This is a genomic window from Amphritea pacifica, from assembly GCF_016924145.1.
GTDB classification, from domain to species: Bacteria; Pseudomonadota; Gammaproteobacteria; order Pseudomonadales; family Balneatricaceae; genus Amphritea; species Amphritea pacifica.
In genome coordinates, this window is sequence record NZ_JAFFZO010000005.1 from 1 (window position 1) to 14,957 (window position 14,957).

14 protein-coding genes are annotated in these 14,957 nt (G+C 48.7%); 10 read left to right on the top strand and 4 right to left on the bottom strand.

The annotated features are described in order from the left end of the window. From JW499_RS03340 to JW499_RS03355, 4 genes are all read right to left on the bottom strand, one after another. Positions 1-202, bottom strand: a 202-nt coding sequence (locus JW499_RS03340) for a helix-turn-helix domain-containing protein (protein WP_205209264.1), incomplete at its 3' end; no start/stop codon positions are given. Between the two features lie 370 nt (positions 203-572). Beyond that, complete coding sequence (locus tag JW499_RS03345) at positions 573-1,598, bottom strand: hypothetical protein (RefSeq protein ID WP_205209265.1); 1,026 nt, start codon at positions 1,596-1,598, stop codon at positions 573-575. Positions 1,599-1,935: 337 nt separating this feature from the next. After that, on the bottom strand, positions 1,936-3,366 hold the full coding sequence (locus JW499_RS03350) for a UvrD-helicase domain-containing protein (protein WP_205209266.1): 1,431 nt from the start codon (positions 3,364-3,366) through the stop codon (positions 1,936-1,938). Further along, positions 3,359-5,062 carry an ATP-dependent nuclease gene (locus tag JW499_RS03355; protein ID WP_205209267.1) on the bottom strand — a complete coding sequence of 568 codons (1,704 nt, stop codon included), beginning with the start codon at positions 5,060-5,062 and terminating at the stop codon, positions 3,359-3,361. The genes JW499_RS03350 and JW499_RS03355 overlap by 8 nt, the downstream gene beginning before the upstream one ends. A 516-nt stretch (positions 5,063-5,578) precedes the next feature. Here JW499_RS03355 and JW499_RS03360 point away from each other — a divergent pair. The 10 genes from JW499_RS03360 (at position 5,579) to JW499_RS03405 (ending at position 14,915) form a co-directional block, all read left to right on the top strand. Continuing rightward, positions 5,579-6,550, top strand: a complete 972-nt coding sequence (locus JW499_RS03360) for a bifunctional helix-turn-helix transcriptional regulator/GNAT family N-acetyltransferase (RefSeq protein WP_205209268.1) — start codon at positions 5,579-5,581, stop codon at positions 6,548-6,550. A gap of 10 nt (positions 6,551-6,560) precedes the next feature. Next, positions 6,561-7,313, top strand: coding sequence for an AzlC family ABC transporter permease (locus tag JW499_RS03365; protein ID WP_205209269.1), 753 nt, complete (start codon positions 6,561-6,563; stop codon positions 7,311-7,313). After that, positions 7,306-7,626 (top strand): AzlD domain-containing protein, encoded by a 321-nt coding sequence (locus JW499_RS03370; RefSeq protein WP_205209270.1) that lies wholly within the window; start codon positions 7,306-7,308, stop codon positions 7,624-7,626. The genes JW499_RS03365 and JW499_RS03370 overlap by 8 nt, the downstream gene beginning before the upstream one ends. A 225-nt stretch (positions 7,627-7,851) precedes the next feature. Further along, positions 7,852-10,164, top strand: coding sequence for a carbamoyltransferase HypF (hypF, locus tag JW499_RS03375; protein ID WP_332874411.1), 2,313 nt, complete (start codon positions 7,852-7,854; stop codon positions 10,162-10,164). Next, positions 10,155-10,409 (top strand): HypC/HybG/HupF family hydrogenase formation chaperone, encoded by a 255-nt coding sequence (locus JW499_RS03380; RefSeq protein ID WP_205209272.1) that lies wholly within the window; start codon positions 10,155-10,157, stop codon positions 10,407-10,409. The genes hypF and JW499_RS03380 overlap by 10 nt, the downstream gene beginning before the upstream one ends. Beyond that, complete coding sequence (gene hypD / locus JW499_RS03385) at positions 10,406-11,551, top strand: hydrogenase formation protein HypD (protein ID WP_205209273.1); 1,146 nt, start codon at positions 10,406-10,408, stop codon at positions 11,549-11,551. The genes JW499_RS03380 and hypD overlap by 4 nt, the downstream gene beginning before the upstream one ends. A 59-nt stretch (positions 11,552-11,610) precedes the next feature. Next, positions 11,611-12,657, top strand: a complete 1,047-nt coding sequence (hypE, locus tag JW499_RS03390; RefSeq protein ID WP_205209274.1) for a hydrogenase expression/formation protein HypE — start codon at positions 11,611-11,613, stop codon at positions 12,655-12,657. A 928-nt stretch (positions 12,658-13,585) separates the two neighbouring features. Next, positions 13,586-13,831: a hypothetical protein gene (locus JW499_RS03395; RefSeq protein WP_205209275.1), complete on the top strand. Its 246-nt coding sequence runs from the start codon at positions 13,586-13,588 to the stop codon at positions 13,829-13,831. A gap of 152 nt (positions 13,832-13,983) precedes the next feature. Continuing rightward, on the top strand, positions 13,984-14,268 hold the full coding sequence (locus tag JW499_RS03400; protein ID WP_332874409.1) for a putative quinol monooxygenase: 285 nt from the start codon (positions 13,984-13,986) through the stop codon (positions 14,266-14,268). A gap of 173 nt (positions 14,269-14,441) precedes the next feature. Further along, positions 14,442-14,915: a peroxiredoxin gene (locus JW499_RS03405; protein WP_205209276.1), complete on the top strand. Its 474-nt coding sequence runs from the start codon at positions 14,442-14,444 to the stop codon at positions 14,913-14,915. Positions 14,916-14,957: the final 42 nt, after the last annotated feature.

The window sequence follows — 14,957 nt, forward strand, 5'->3', positions numbered from 1 at the left end:
CTTTTGGCCCTCGTTTCCCTACGATTAAGGCTTTTTTGCCTCCCTCTTGATAGCGTTTATACCAGCGACCAACAGTATCAGGATGGACATTGAGCAAGGCTCCTATCTCTTGAAAGGTTTTGCCCTTCTCACGGAGTTTAATGGCTTGCTGGCGTAAAAGTTCTTGTTGCTCTGTGCTGAGCTTGCGTGCATCTGTAATCATGGGTACATTATATCAGATGTAAACTTCCACCGGTTTAATATGATTGTGAGGTCAAATCGATAATTATTGCTTATCTTTGAAAGCATCACGAAGGTGATTATCTAAACGTGTTATAAGAAAATTTGTCTTTTCTTCAAACCATGGAAACTTCGTGTTTGTATGATTGTTATATCCCTAGCGTAAAGACAAGTTCAGTTCATTCATTTAATTTGTCCAAATATTTAAGAAAGGAACTGCCATCTATAAACAAAGTATTTTGCGAAAAGGCCAATTTGAGCTTATCCAGCTTTACAAGAGTGTTTACATGAGATTTCGGACATCCAAGCATCTGCGCAGCTGTTAATTTTCTAAGTGGCTCGGAACATAATTCCTAAGTTTGATCCTTTAACCAGCTATCTAAGTCTTCAACTTTAACTGTGATTAATGAATAGTTGCCTTCCATTGGAAAGTAACCAACAAGCTCTTGATTCAGAACGGAGGTTAAAACATGACCGTAACTGATTGAGCCCTGGGTTAGAGCTTTGCTACGCGGGCTTAAGGTTACTGATTTAGCGTTGGCCATAGTCAGATGACCTTCAAATTTGTGTAATATCTTATTCACAACTCGAAGATCAAAAATTTGATCGCGTACGTTAGTTACTCGAGGGTTTAGTCTTGGAAATGCATTAGCTTTAGTAGCAACTCTCAAATCAGTTGTTGTAATGCTTAAATGATTGGCTAGCTCTCGATAACCAATATGAAAGCGATACTGTTGAGTATCGTTATCTAAGCACAGTTTGCGGCGAAACGGACGAATGTATTCATTGCGTTCGGTAACGATACTATGAGTCCACGGCGACTCAATTCTTTCTAATGCGTTCAATAGCAACTCACTGTGCATATGTGAGAATGGTATCCGCTGAAGTGACTCCTGTAAAATGTCGTAAGGGCGAGCAGCGCGAACGAGACTTCTGCATATGTTGCGTATATCACTATCTGTAGCCGCTATTTGACCGGATTCATCAGGAAGAAGCATTTTTTCAATCGGTGACATAGCAGGAATTGAAAGTTTGGTTTCTTCTGCAAGCTGTTGCCATGCGAGACCGCAATTTGAACACCCTTTGATAAGAGATGTATGCCATTGATATTTTTCATGGCAATTTGGGCAACTATCAAGTAATAGCGCATTGTGTTTGTCACAACGCGCTACAGTTCCCAGGCCCCAGCGCCAATCCATGTGAGGGTCTTCATCAAAACAGATTTGGCAGACCCTTGGAAAATCGATACGAACATCTCTGAGCATCCGATGCTCATCAAAGTACCATTTTTGGTAGCTCTGTTCTTTAAAGGCACTGATATCAATAGCGCGATTAAGCACTTCGCTTAATGATTTAGAGACCGCTGTTTGTTCGGGCACTGACCAAATGCCCAGATGCAGAGCAGCAGGGTATCTATCTTGTTATCTGGTTTGGTGCGGATGAAATGGTTGCAAAACGAAGCAACCATGGACTAAGAAGTGCTCAGGAATTAAAACTAAAAATCGAAGAGGAACTTCCATCTAAAATTAAAGGATTGATTGATGTGTTCGTTCTAGATGTCTCTAAGTCAAAATAAATTATTTGTAGCGTGAGGAACTGTCCGCACAAATGACAATTTAAGTCTCAGCCTCAAGCTACCGGACAATATCTTAGTTAAGGACGAAACCCAAACATATAAAATTATAGGTATCATGAGCCTTTGGGGTTACTTCAAACTCAGATAGGAATAACACCTTTTTGACTAACAATTGTAATGCTTTTGGCTCCACGAGTTAGCGCTACATATAACTCTTTCGGACTCATGGCATCGGCGTCTAAAATAATGGCATGGGGATATTCCAGTCCTTTGACGAGCAAGGTAGTGCCTATTAATTTGTTATGACGAATAGGCCGTCCAGCATGACGAAGATCTCGCTGGAAGCGCTGCGCGCTTTCCATGAGACTTAAATCAGGGTTTTCTGCATGAAGTCGAAGGATTTTCAGCATCCGATTCAGCATGTCGCGACGATATGCTGATGTTTCCGGTTTCCTATTAATAGCATCTAAAATGCGTAGTAAATTACTACTCGTAGATTCATTTAAGTAATTGTTGGTCGCTTCTAATACGTCGGGATACCTAGTCGTCTTTGTTAGATTTCCGCGCTGACCCCTCTTAGTAGCTGCCGTCAATACCTTGTCCACTGAGTTAAAACATTTTTTTGCTAACTTGATGACGCAGAGCAATCGCTTACCAGGTGAAGGCTCTTTTTCAAGCTGTTTTATAATGCTGAGTAAGTCTTTTCCCTCGACCTCCTCAATACTAGAGAATTTACCACGTAACAACTGTGCTAGCTTATGTGTCTTATTTTTGGACTTTTGGTCTCCAGAATAAATCGCTATCACCGCTTCTTCATTTTTTAAAAATCTGTAAAAGAAATTGAGCCGTTTTGGGTTAGCAAAGTCATCCAAATCCACTGCAATTCTCTCGACGCCTTTTGGCAATGGAGCGTTGAGATCTATTTTTCCGCCCGCGCGAAGACTCATACTCACACCGTCGAGCCAATCTCCAAGTTCTTTAGAACCGGCTAAATTCCAACGCCATGGAATTCGTAATTCACCTAAATTGTGATAATGCGGGTAGATATATTGTTCCCAGTCTACAGGTTGATCAGCAAAGTCAAAAATTGCTTGCATGGGATCACCTAGTAAGCGACAAGGTAGTAAGTTCGCTAAAGCCTCGACCAAAAAGTGCTGCTGAGTAGAACAGTCCTGATATTCATCGACATACACACCTGCATATGAACTGAGAACAATTCGCTTCATAAATGGTTTATTTAACAAGGAAGTACAAGCTACATAGAGCTGCTTCCATTCATTTCCGCTTGGAAATTCCTTATCCCAATTTGATGTTATGGGGTAATTCAAACACATTCGTAGCGACCAGCTTGCAATGGTATCAATTCGATAACGTGAGGAGGGCACAGCTAAGTCCTGCATTTTTTTTTGGATAGAATGAACGCCTGCATATGTATGTGTAAGAATCAACTGACGTTGCGTCGTAGCCTCAACGGCATTAGCAATAAGATGAGTCTTACCATATCCAGCAGGTGCAATCACGTAGCCCTTACCTTCGAACTTAGCTAATTCTAAATGCATATTATCACTCATGATCTAACCATGAACGGAGTTGATTCAACTTGATTCCCATATCGCTTTTCTGAAATACCACTTCATTAAAGGCGGGCTCTATTATTTCAACCCAGCGCTCTCCACCAGAGATAGACTTGAACCAAGCAGAACTCTTCGCTGCATCACCAATAGCCTTGCGCAGGTCATCAGATTCACGCCATTTCAATACATCTCGATCGAGTCCCATTTGTAGTTTAGATCGCACATTTGCATGCACCGACATTCCACTTTTTCGTGCCAATTCGACGCTTTTGAGAACACTAGCCCAAGGCAGATCTAACATAGCTCTCTGTTCAAGGGCTAATTGTTCGGACCACATAATTACTTTTATGTCTCGTTTAGCCAAGACATCTGCATCTTCGGGTGAGAACTGCTTTATTGCATCACCATCTGCTACAGCGCATACATCATAGTGTAGTGCTTTAAAGCCAGCAGCCAGCCCCTTGAGCTTACTTGCCCCATTAGCATCCAACAGAACAGCTCCTATGTACGAATATGGACTATAATCAGATTTCATCCAATAATTCTCTAGACCGCGCAGGAACCCCACTTCAGTAGCTCCTTCGCAAACCACTACTTTTGTGGACAAGAAAGCTTCCGGGCTTGATCTAAGTTGTCCTTGGATATTTAAACCATCAAGTTTTTCACCGGTCGTAGCGATTACCTTTACTTCATCAGCTATCTTGTGAACGACATAAAGTTGGTCAACTGTCAGTTCACGCAAAACGGATGGTGAGTGAGTCGTCAAAAAATACTGCCCAGTTGAATCATCTTTGATGTGTTTGATCAACCTTGCAATGCGATGAGGCTCTAAGCCAAGCTCTAATTCATCGAAAAGGGTAATGTGCTTCTTATCTAAGCTTTCCTTTTGTATACCGCACAGAAGTATTCTTCTAGAACCTAACCCGAGTTGCCGTAGAGGTATATCTCCATCGTGTAACGTCAGCCCACCGACGCGAATACTTATTGAGCTTAAGTCTAAATGGGCTTTGAATGAATCTTTAACAGGAACGCCTAGCTTTTTGGCTACACCCTCAGATTTAGCTGCTGCTGCATCGAAGCTTTTCAATGCACCGGCACGCTGCCCATCGAGAGAGTCCCGTGCTGCCCGCGTTGCGTCTACGAGGGACTCACTTAAGTTATTGGAATCTGTGATTCTGGCCAAGGCAGTTCCTGCTGCCCAAGTAAGTTGTTTTTCGCTATATGAGCCAATCAGACCAACATTTACCTTCGTACGGTCCACTGCTTTAAATTCAACGCCCTCTGGATTTCTATCAGTTACAATTTTCCATTTTGGCTCCAAATCTCTAGCCACTGTAATTCTGACACTAAGAACCAATTCGTCATCATCATCAGGTTCGTCATGAAGTCTAAAATTGGTTATATCCCAACCCCTTAGGTGCGCACCGTATTTCTGATCCGAGCAGAATTCATCCGGGAGATCACCAAATAGAATTTCAACCATTATCGGATCATTCGTCTTGCAAAAATAAAAGTCAGAATCATTAAATGCGAGATTCCATTGGGGATGAAATGCACAGCGAATCGCCTCAAGAATTGTCGTCTTTGCTGAATCTCCTTTACCGATCAGGCAGAAAATATTTTGGTTAGGCAGGTTCCATGAAAGCTTTTTAATCCCTCTAAAATTCTGAATTTCTATTTTTCTTATCCTCATTTCGCCTCCATTGCGAATAAACCAATCTCTAGTCTACCTTATGCGGAACATACTTTTTAAGTGTTTCTCTACTTCATATCAAAGTAGCAATAGATCGTTAAAACGCTCTTATGAAACTCACAGACGAAGTAAAAAGCGTAAGCTAACTTAAGACTGAATGTCCGAGGAATTGGGGTAAAACCAAAGTGCAGCATACGCTACGTTGTTCTTTTCGATACTTTCTCCGCAAAACAAAATTCAACGAAGTTCTCCGCACGAGTTTTTCTGACAACGTTGGAAACCATCTTGCAAGAAGAGTCTCACGTTAATTTGAATCACTCATTTTAAACTTTGAGCCGAAATCACCTGAAGCCTAAACAGGGCCTAATGTAGAGAGATTCAAATAGCCATGAGATCGAATCTCAGTCTCAATTTCAAATGACATCAGGGGATGCATAATCCCCTTTTTTATAGTAAATTATGTAACTGGTTACGTAATTGCTATCGTGTTTTTATCTTGTATCGGGGTTGGGTTCTATGGATTACATGAAAAGTTTCGGCAGTCTGTCACTGGGCAGCCGGTTGAAGCGGCTGTCGGACCGGCTGGTGCAGGATGTCATTCGTCTGTATCAGAGCCAGGGTATAGAGCTTAACCCGACTTTTTTTCCGCTGTTCAATATGCTGCATCAACAGGGCGCTATGACTGTCACCGATGCCGCCGAAAGGCTGGGAGTGACTCATCCGGCTATCAGTAAGATCGCCCGCAAAATGCAGCAGGAGGAGTGGCTGAGTAAAACCGCGGATCCTGAAGATGAGCGGCGTCAGTTGCTGGCTTTATCGTCAAAAAGTGAGCAACTGCTGGAGCAGATTACCCCGGTCTGGGCGGCGATTCAGGGGCAGCTTGACACTCTGATCAGTTGCCAGCAGCACCCCCTGCTGGATTCGCTTGCAGAGTTTGAAAACCTGTTGCAACAGCGAGGTTTCTATACCCCGGTCGTGGAACAGCTGGCACGTCGTAATGAGGGGCAGGATATCGTTATTCAGGGGTGGGATGCTGAGCTGCGGGATGATTTCCGTCGTCTCAATCTGGCCTGGCTTAACCGTTATTTTGATGGACATCTTTTGGAAAGAGACCGCGAGGCGCTGAATAATCCTGAAGGCTACTATCTTGCCCAGGGAGGCTATATCTGGTTTGCCCGACACCAGGCAGATAACCAGGTGGTTGGCTGTGTGGCGCTGGCAAGGCATGACAATGAGCGTTATGAAATCTCGAAAATGGGAGTCGATGACAGCTGGCAAACGATCGGTGTCGGTCGCCGGTTGCTGATGACTGCGTTGGATAAAGCCCGGGAGCTGGGCGCTTCAGAGGTGTTTCTTGAAAGTTCGAGCAAACTGGAGCGGGCTTTACAGCTATATCGGAATCTGGGATTCCGGGAGATCCCCCATCCTGAAGGCCAGTCTTATTATGACAGGGCCGATATCTATATGACACTGACTTTACGGGCATGAGTTTACGACTATGAATTGTAACGTTATGAATCAGGATAATGCTTCGTTAAAGCGTCGGGAGATGCTCGACGGTGCCAAAGCCACCGTACCGCTGATAATCGGTGCTATCCCGTTTGGGATTATCTTCGGTACCCTGGCCGGGCCCAGTGGCTTATCCGCGCTGGGGGCACTGGCGATGTCGGTGTTTGTGTTTGCAGGTTCTGCGCAGTTTATCGCCCTTGGGCTGCTGGCGGCGGGGGCCGCAACCCCAGTGATTATTGCCACCACCTTTGTCGTCAATCTACGCCATATTTTGTATGCCGCCAACCTGGTACCCAAAATTGCTCATCTGCCCCATCGCTGGCGGGTGATGATGGCGTTCGGACTGACCGATGAGACTTTTGCTGCGGTCAGTAACCGTTTTCTGCTGCAGGACAATACCGAACATGCGCACTGGTTTTACCTGGGGTCATGGCTGGCGATGTATGGTAACTGGGTTTTATGCACGGGCTTGGGTATCGCGTTAGGAGAGTTGTTCCCCGACATGACCGACTGGGGGCTGGATTTTGCGATGTCGGTCACCTTTATCGGTATGGTGGTTCCCTACCTGAAGAGTAAACCGATGTGGGGGGCGGTAATTGTGTCCGGCGTGATCGCAATGGCAACCATAGGCATGCCCCATAAGCTGGGGTTAATGGTGGCGGCACTGTGCGGTATCTCAACCGGATTATCTCTGCACCTGCTACTTAAACGGCAGTCAGCACCGGAGATCACACATGAGTGAAGCATTGTTGATTCTGGGGATGTTTCTGGTGACCTTCAGCGTTCGCTATGTGCTGTTCGGTGTTGCGGGTAAGGTGCGTTTCCCCCTCTGGCTGACAACTGGACTGAGTTTCGTACCCCCGGCGGTACTGACGGCCATCATTGTTCCGGCGGTTCTGTTGCCCCGGGGGGAGTTATGGTTACAGTCAGATAACCCCTGGTTGCTGGCGGGTGTTTTCGCTGCGCTGGTGTCGTTCTGGCGTCGGGATCTGCTGACCACCATTGTTGCCGGCATGTTGTGCTTTATGTTGCTCAGGTTTGGTTTCGGTTTATAACGTTTGATATATTAACAAGCACTTTTTGCAAGTCGGCTAACCGCATATCTGATAAATTGACAAGCTGCTTTCCATATATATAACAGGGTTTAACTGTAACCCTCCCCGTTACAGCTGTTGATGGGTTATATTCTGTCTGTTGGCATATAACTTGTAGACTGTTAGTAAAGTCATAACAGGTGTGAGCAGAGGCGGACTATCATTATTGCAGCAATCAGTATCCGGATCAGAGGGCAGGTGCAAGGGGTCGGTTTCCGGCCTTTTGTGTATAACCTTGCCTGTCGTCTTGGCCTGACGGGTACCGTTGCCAACTCTGCTTCAGGGGTGGAAATATTTGCAGAGGGATCGGCCTCTGATCTTCTGTTGTTCCAGCAGTTGCTTGAGCAGGAACAACCTCCAATGTCGCTGATTGAAACGCTACAGGCGGAACCTGCCGCACCGCAACGGCTTTCCGGTTTTAGTATTGTTGCAAGCCGCCAGGGTGACCTGCAGGTGGCGGCAACCCCTGATGCTGCCGTCTGCCAGGATTGTTTGTATGAACTGTTTGATGCGGGTGACCGGCGCTATCTTTACCCCTTTATCAACTGCACTAACTGTGGTCCGCGCTACAGTATTATCCGGGCGCTGCCCTATGATCGTCACCAGACGACCATGTCTGAGTTTAACCTCTGCTCTGCGTGTAACGCTGAATATTCTGATCCTTCGGATCGTCGTTTTCATGCTCAGCCAAACGCCTGTCCGGTCTGTGGTCCCCACCTGAGTTTTGTTGCGGGGACGGGAGAACCTCAGCAGGGGGATCCGCTGACCGCCGCAGTGGAACAGATTCAGCAGGGGATGATTGTTGCCGTTAAAGGGATTGGCGGCTTTCATCTGGTGTGCGATGCCCGCAACCCGGTGGCCGTTGCTCGACTGCGACAGCGCAAGAGTCGCCCGGTTAAGCCGTTTGCTGTGATGGGGCTGAATCCGCAGTCGCTGACGTCGATAGTGTCGCTGAATGTCACACGGGAACAACGATTGCAGGCCCAGGATGCGCCGGTGTTGCTCTGTCCTTCCGCGGGTAAGTTGCCTGAGGGCATTGCTCCTGGCCTGGCCTGGTGTGGTGTAATGCTGCCCCACACCCCGTTGCACTATCTTCTGTTACACCGCTTATGTGGTAGCCCTGCCGGAACCGACTGGCTCCGCCAGCCTCAGACTCCACTGCTGGTGATGACCAGCGGTAACCGTAGCGGCAACCCGCTGGTGACCGATAATCAGCAGGCCGTCACTCAGTTGCAGGGAATCGCTGATGGTTTTCTGCTGCATAACCGGGATATTCATATCCGTTGTGATGACTCAGTGGTGAATGGGTTGTCGGATCAGATGCCGCTGATTCGCCGGGGCAGGGGGCTGGCTCCTCAGGTGATTCGCTTGCCACAGAGTGGTCCGGCGACCCTGGCAGTTGGCGCCTTTTTCAAGAATACCCTTTGTCTGACGCAGGGGAACCGGGCCTATGTATCCCAGTATATTGGAGATCTGGATAACCCGGGCTGTTGTCAGTCGCTGGCTCAGATGACCGGGCACCTGACCTCATTATTGGGGATTAAGCCTGAGCAGGTGGTCTGCGATCTGCATCCCGATTTTTATAGCACCCGGTTTGCCCGGGAGTATGCGCAGCAGAACGATATCCCCTTGCACCGGGTTCAGCATCATCATGCGCATATCGCCTCGGTCATGGCCGAACAGAATATCAGTGAAGCAGTGCTGGGGCTGGCACTGGATGGTCTCGGTCTGGGGCCTGATCAGCAGTTATGGGGGGGGGAATTGCTGCGGGTGGAGGGGCATCGCTATAGCCGCTTAGGGCATCTGCCTCGACTGGCACTGCCCGGTGGTGACCGTGCATCAAGCGAGCCCTGGCGTTCCGCTGCGGCTGTTTTGCATCGGTTAGGGCGTGGCGATGAGATTTCGGCCCGCTTCTCTCAACCCGCCGCGACCACCGTTAAACAGATGCTGGATCAGGGCTTTAACTGCCCGCAAAGCAGTAGTGCAGGCCGATTGTTTGATGCGGTCGCATCCCTGTTAGGTATCTGTCATCGCAACAGTTTTGAGGCGGATGCGGCGATGCAGCTGGAGGCCAGTGCCTGCCGTTATCTGCAACGCTTTGGCCATCCGCAGCAGGATTTTCTGATCGACTTCAGTGAGTCCGGCCAGCCAATGCTGAATCGACTGCTACAGTGTATTGCGGATACTGAAGACCCTGAATGGGGTGCCGCACTGTTTCACGGTCAACTGATTGAGGGGCTGAGTCGCTGGGTTATCGCTCAGAGTCGGATAATGAATATCAGCAGTGTGGTACTGGGGGGCGGCTGTTTCCTTAATCAGATACTGTTACAGGGACTCACAGAAAAATTACAGCAGGCGGGGATAACCGTCTATAGTGCAGCAAAATTACCCTGCAATGATGCGGGGATCAGCCTTGGCCAGGCACAGATAGCACATGCGCTGGCCCGGCAAAATAACAACGATAAACAACCGGTAAAGGGGTTTTCCCAATGTGTTTAGCAATACCCGTAGAGGTGGTTGAAATACTCGATAGTGACACCGCGATTGCCGATATCGGAGGCGTTCGCAAACAGATCAATGTGGCGCTGATCGAAGATCTGGCTGTCGGTGATTATGTCATTCTGCATGTGGGCTATGCACTGAATAAGATCGATCCGGAAGAGGCCTGTAAAACACTGGAACTGTTCGCCGAACTGGGCGAGTTGCAAACGGCAATCAACGATAATCAGCAGGTGCTCCCATGAAGTATGTCGATGAATACCGGGATGGCAAACTGGCGCGGGAGATCGCCGAACGTATCCGCAGCGAAGCATTGCCGTCGCGGCAGTACAACCTGATGGAGTTCTGTGGTGGGCATACCCACGCCATTTTCCGCTACGGTATTCCGGATCTGCTGCCGGATAATGTCAACATGGTTCACGGGCCGGGTTGTCCTGTGTGTGTCCTGCCGATCAGCCGTCTGGACACCGCGATAGAGTTGGCGGTCACCCATAATGTTATTCTCTGTTCCTATGGCGATATGATGCGGGTGCCCGGTTCGCGCAAGCGTAGCCTGCTGAAAGCGCGGGCAGAGGGGGCCGATGTGCGGATGGTCTATTCCTCTATGGATGCCCTGAAACTGGCACAGGATAATCCCGATCGGGAGGTGGTGTTCTTTGCCATCGGATTTGAAACCACCACCCCGCCCACAGCACTGGTGATTCATCAGGCGAAAAAGCTGGGAGTGAAGAACTTCAGTGTGTTCTGTAACCATGTGCTCACCCCGGCAGCGATCAGCAGTATTCTTGATTCCCCTGAAGCGGGAGCGCTGGGGCTGCTAAAACTGGATGGCTTTGTCGGCCCGGCCCATGTCAGCACTGTGATTGGCAGTCAGCCATATGAGCGTTTTGCTGTCGAATACAGTAAGCCGATTGTCATTGCCGGCTTTGAACCACTGGATCTGCTGCAGGCGATTCTGATGCTGATCCGTCAGGTGAATGAGGGTCGGGCAGAGGTTGAGAATGAGTTCTCCCGTGCCGTGACACGGCAGGGTAATGAGCGCGCTAAACAGATTGTTGATGAAACCTTTGAAGAGCGGGATAGCTTCGAATGGCGAGGTCTGGGTTTTGTCCCCCGTAGCGCGCTGCAGATCAGAGCAGAGTTTGCCGAGTTTGATGCGGAAAAACGTTTTCCGGTGGAATATCGTAGTTCAGCGGAAAACTCCGCCTGTCTGTGTGGACCTATTTTACACGGGGTTAAATCACCGCGGGACTGTACGCTGTTTGGCGGGGCCTGTACGCCGGAAAATCCACTGGGCCCCTGTATGGTGTCCAGTGAAGGTGCCTGTGCGGCCTATTATAGCTACGGCCGACATCAGGAATCGCTGATCGCTAAAGAGAGCGCCTGAGCAAAATGAAATATCGCGACAGTTAATACAAGCGGCCCACAGATAAGGATTTATACAGGATGACCAAACGAACTGAATACAGCCATGCGCTGGATCTGCAGAATGGCCGGGTAGAGATGGCCCACGGCAGCGGTGGTAAAGCGATGGCGCAACTGATTGATGAGCTGTTTCTGCAGGCGTTTTCCAACCCCTGGCTGGAGCAGATGAATGATCAGGCCTGCTTTACCCTGCCGCCGGGGCGGGCTGTAATGGCCACCGACAGTCATGTGATTTCGCCGCTGTTTTTCCCCGGTGGTGATATTGGCTCCCTGTCGGTGCACGGGACGGTTAACGATGTGGCGATGTCAGGGGCGGTACCCAAATACCTCTCTGCAGGTTTCATCCTGGAAGAGGGGTTCCCGCTGGCAGATCTGCAACGGATTGTGCAATCGATGGCCCGCGCAGCAGAAGACGCCGGTGTCGCCATCGTTACCGGCGATACCAAAGTGGTGGAGCGGGGTAAAGGGGATGGCTGCTTTATCAACACCACAGGTATTGGCGTGGTGGCGGAACAACTGCATCTCTCCGGTAACCGGGTGCAACCGGGAGATAAGATTCTGCTCTCAGGTACCCTGGGAGATCATGGTGTCGCCATTATGTCACTGCGGGAAGGGCTGACTTTTGAAACCACCATCGCCTCAGACAGTCAGTCCCTGCATGATCTGGTAGCTGCAATGGTAACTGGAGTACCAGAGATTAACTGTATGCGCGATCCAACCCGGGGCGGGCTGGCAGCCACCCTGAATGAGATTGCTCAGAGCAGCAATGTCGGAGTTACCATCTATGAAGCGAATATACCGGTCAAACCCCAGGTCAGTGCCGCCTGTGAATTTCTCGGGCTTGATCCGCTCTATGTGGCTAATGAGGGTAAGCTGGTGGCTTTTTGTCCGGCGGATAAAGCGGAGCAACTGCTGGCCATTATGCAACAGCACCCGAAAGGTAACGAGGCCGCTATTATTGGTGAAGTGACCGCAGATCCGCTGAAGTTTGTGCAGATGGAAACGGTGTTTGGTGGACGGCGGATGGTGGATTGGATTTCGGCCGAGCAACTCCCCCGCATCTGCTGAGTCTTCCCATGGAAATGTCATGCTGCGTTTACGCTCGCTCGTGTAAGAGAGCTACACGTCGCTCGCTAGGCCTTGCCTGACATCTCCATGGAAAGACTCAGTTTTTATTGGTAGGGGAGCACCATGCTGCGTTTACGTTCGCTTGTGTAAGAAGAGCTACACGTCGTTCGCTAGGCCTTGCCTGACATTTCCATGGAAAGACTCAGTTTTTATTGGTAGGGGAGCACCATGCTGCGTTTACGCTCGCTCGTGTAAGAGAGCTACACGTCGCTCGCTAAGCCTTGCCTGACATCTCCATGGAAAGACTCAGTTTTTATTGGTAGGGGAGCACTATGCTGCGTTTACGTTCGCTTGTGTAAGAAGAGCTACACGTCGCTCGCTAGGCCTTGCCTGACATCTCCATGGAAAGACTCAGTTTTTATTGGTAGGGGAGCACCATGCTGCGTTTACGTTCGCTTGTGTAAGAAGAGCTACACGTCGCTCGCTAAGCCTTGCCTGACATCTCCATGGAAAGACTCAGTTTTTATTGGTAGGGGAGCACCATGCTGCGTTTACGCTCGCTCGTGTAAGAGAGCTACACGTCGCTCGCTAGGCCTTGCCTGACATCTCCATGGAAAGACTCAGTTTTTATTGGTAGGGGAGCACCATGCTGCGTTTACGCTCGCTCGTGTAAGAGAGCTACATGTCGCTCGCTAAGCCTTGCCTGACATCTCCATGGAAAGACTCAGTTTTTATTGGTAGGGGAGCACCATGCTGCGTTTACGCTCGCTCGTGTAAGAGAGCTACATGTCGCTCGCTAAGCCTTGCCTGACATTCCCATGAAAAGCCTCTGTTTTATTTATCAGGAATCACCTTGTTCTTATAAGTCTGATATTCTTGCTAAACTGATGTGTTGTTTAACGGCAGTTATGAATAATGAGGACGTTTGATGAAACTGATCTTACTGATGGTTGCGCTGCTTATTATTGGTTTGCTGACCATTCAGCAGATGGCGCCGAAAGCTGATGCGCCTGGTGCATCAACCGATCTCAATTCCACGCATACTGTTCCGGACGTTCCCGAACTGCCTACCCGTCCCGATGAAGTTAAACAGTTTGGCAAAGAGATGAGCGATTATATCCAGAGCGAAGCGGCGAAAAGGGCGGCAGCGTTGGATGAGGCACAGAAGCAATAATTCCTTCGCCTTTAGTTGTTCCTTTTCCTCGTAGGTTCTCTTATTTGTTGATGACAGTCTTCTTATTTCTGCAGCATTAGTATGTAATGAGCCTCAAGAGGATGAGCTGGTCTCTGTATTGGCAAAGTTAACATGGATAAGTGGGTGAAATAGTGATATCAACGGTCCGTTTAACAGGTTTTATACGGGTTCCTGAGTCGGATCTTGATGCCGTCATCCGGGAGCTGATGCATCATCAACAACTGACGCTCAGTGAGCCGGGATGCCTTCGATTCGAGGTGACTCAGTGTCAGACTGACCCCTGTCGCTTCGATGTCTTTGAAGAGTTTTCTGACAGTGACTCGTTTCAGGCACACCAGGCACGAACCCGATCTTCTTACTGGGCTCAGGTAACAGCAAATGCCGAACGGAACTATCAGGTAGAAACTATCAAGTAAGCACTGTGAAATAATCCTTTAAACGCATTAAAACCCGGCAATAGTGGTGCGGTTGTTATCAGATGCTAATCCTGGCTCTGCTAAACTTCCGTTATAGAATGAAATACCGGATGATCTGGTTTCTATGTTGATCGGGATAACTAAGTATTAAATAACATCTATAGGTAACGATTATGATTCAAGTGGGTGATAAAATTCCGGCTGTCAGTGTCAGCACTATTTTGGCTGGTGAAACGTCTGCCGTGAGTACGGATCAGCTTTTTGCTGATAAGAAAGTGGTTTTGTTTGCCTTGCCAGGTGCGTTTACGCCGACCTGCTCTGCATCCCATCTGCCGGGTTATATCGTTCATGCGGATGATATCTTCAGCAAAGGCGTCGATCTGATCGCCTGTCTTTCGGTGAATGATGCATTTGTTATGAAGGCGTGGGCTGAAACGCAGAATGCTGAGCAGATTACGATGATTGCGGATGGCGGTGCTGATCTGACTAAGGCGATGGGGCTGGATATGGACAGCGGCTCATTTGGAGGCATCCGCTCACGGCGTTACTCAATGATTATTGAAGATGGTGTAGTGACCGCCCTCAATGTCGAGGAGCCAAAAACCTTTGAAGTGAGTAGCGCTGAAGCGATGCTTGAGCTGCTCTGATACAATCCGTTTCATTTAAGTCAGTGAGTAATGTGGGACACC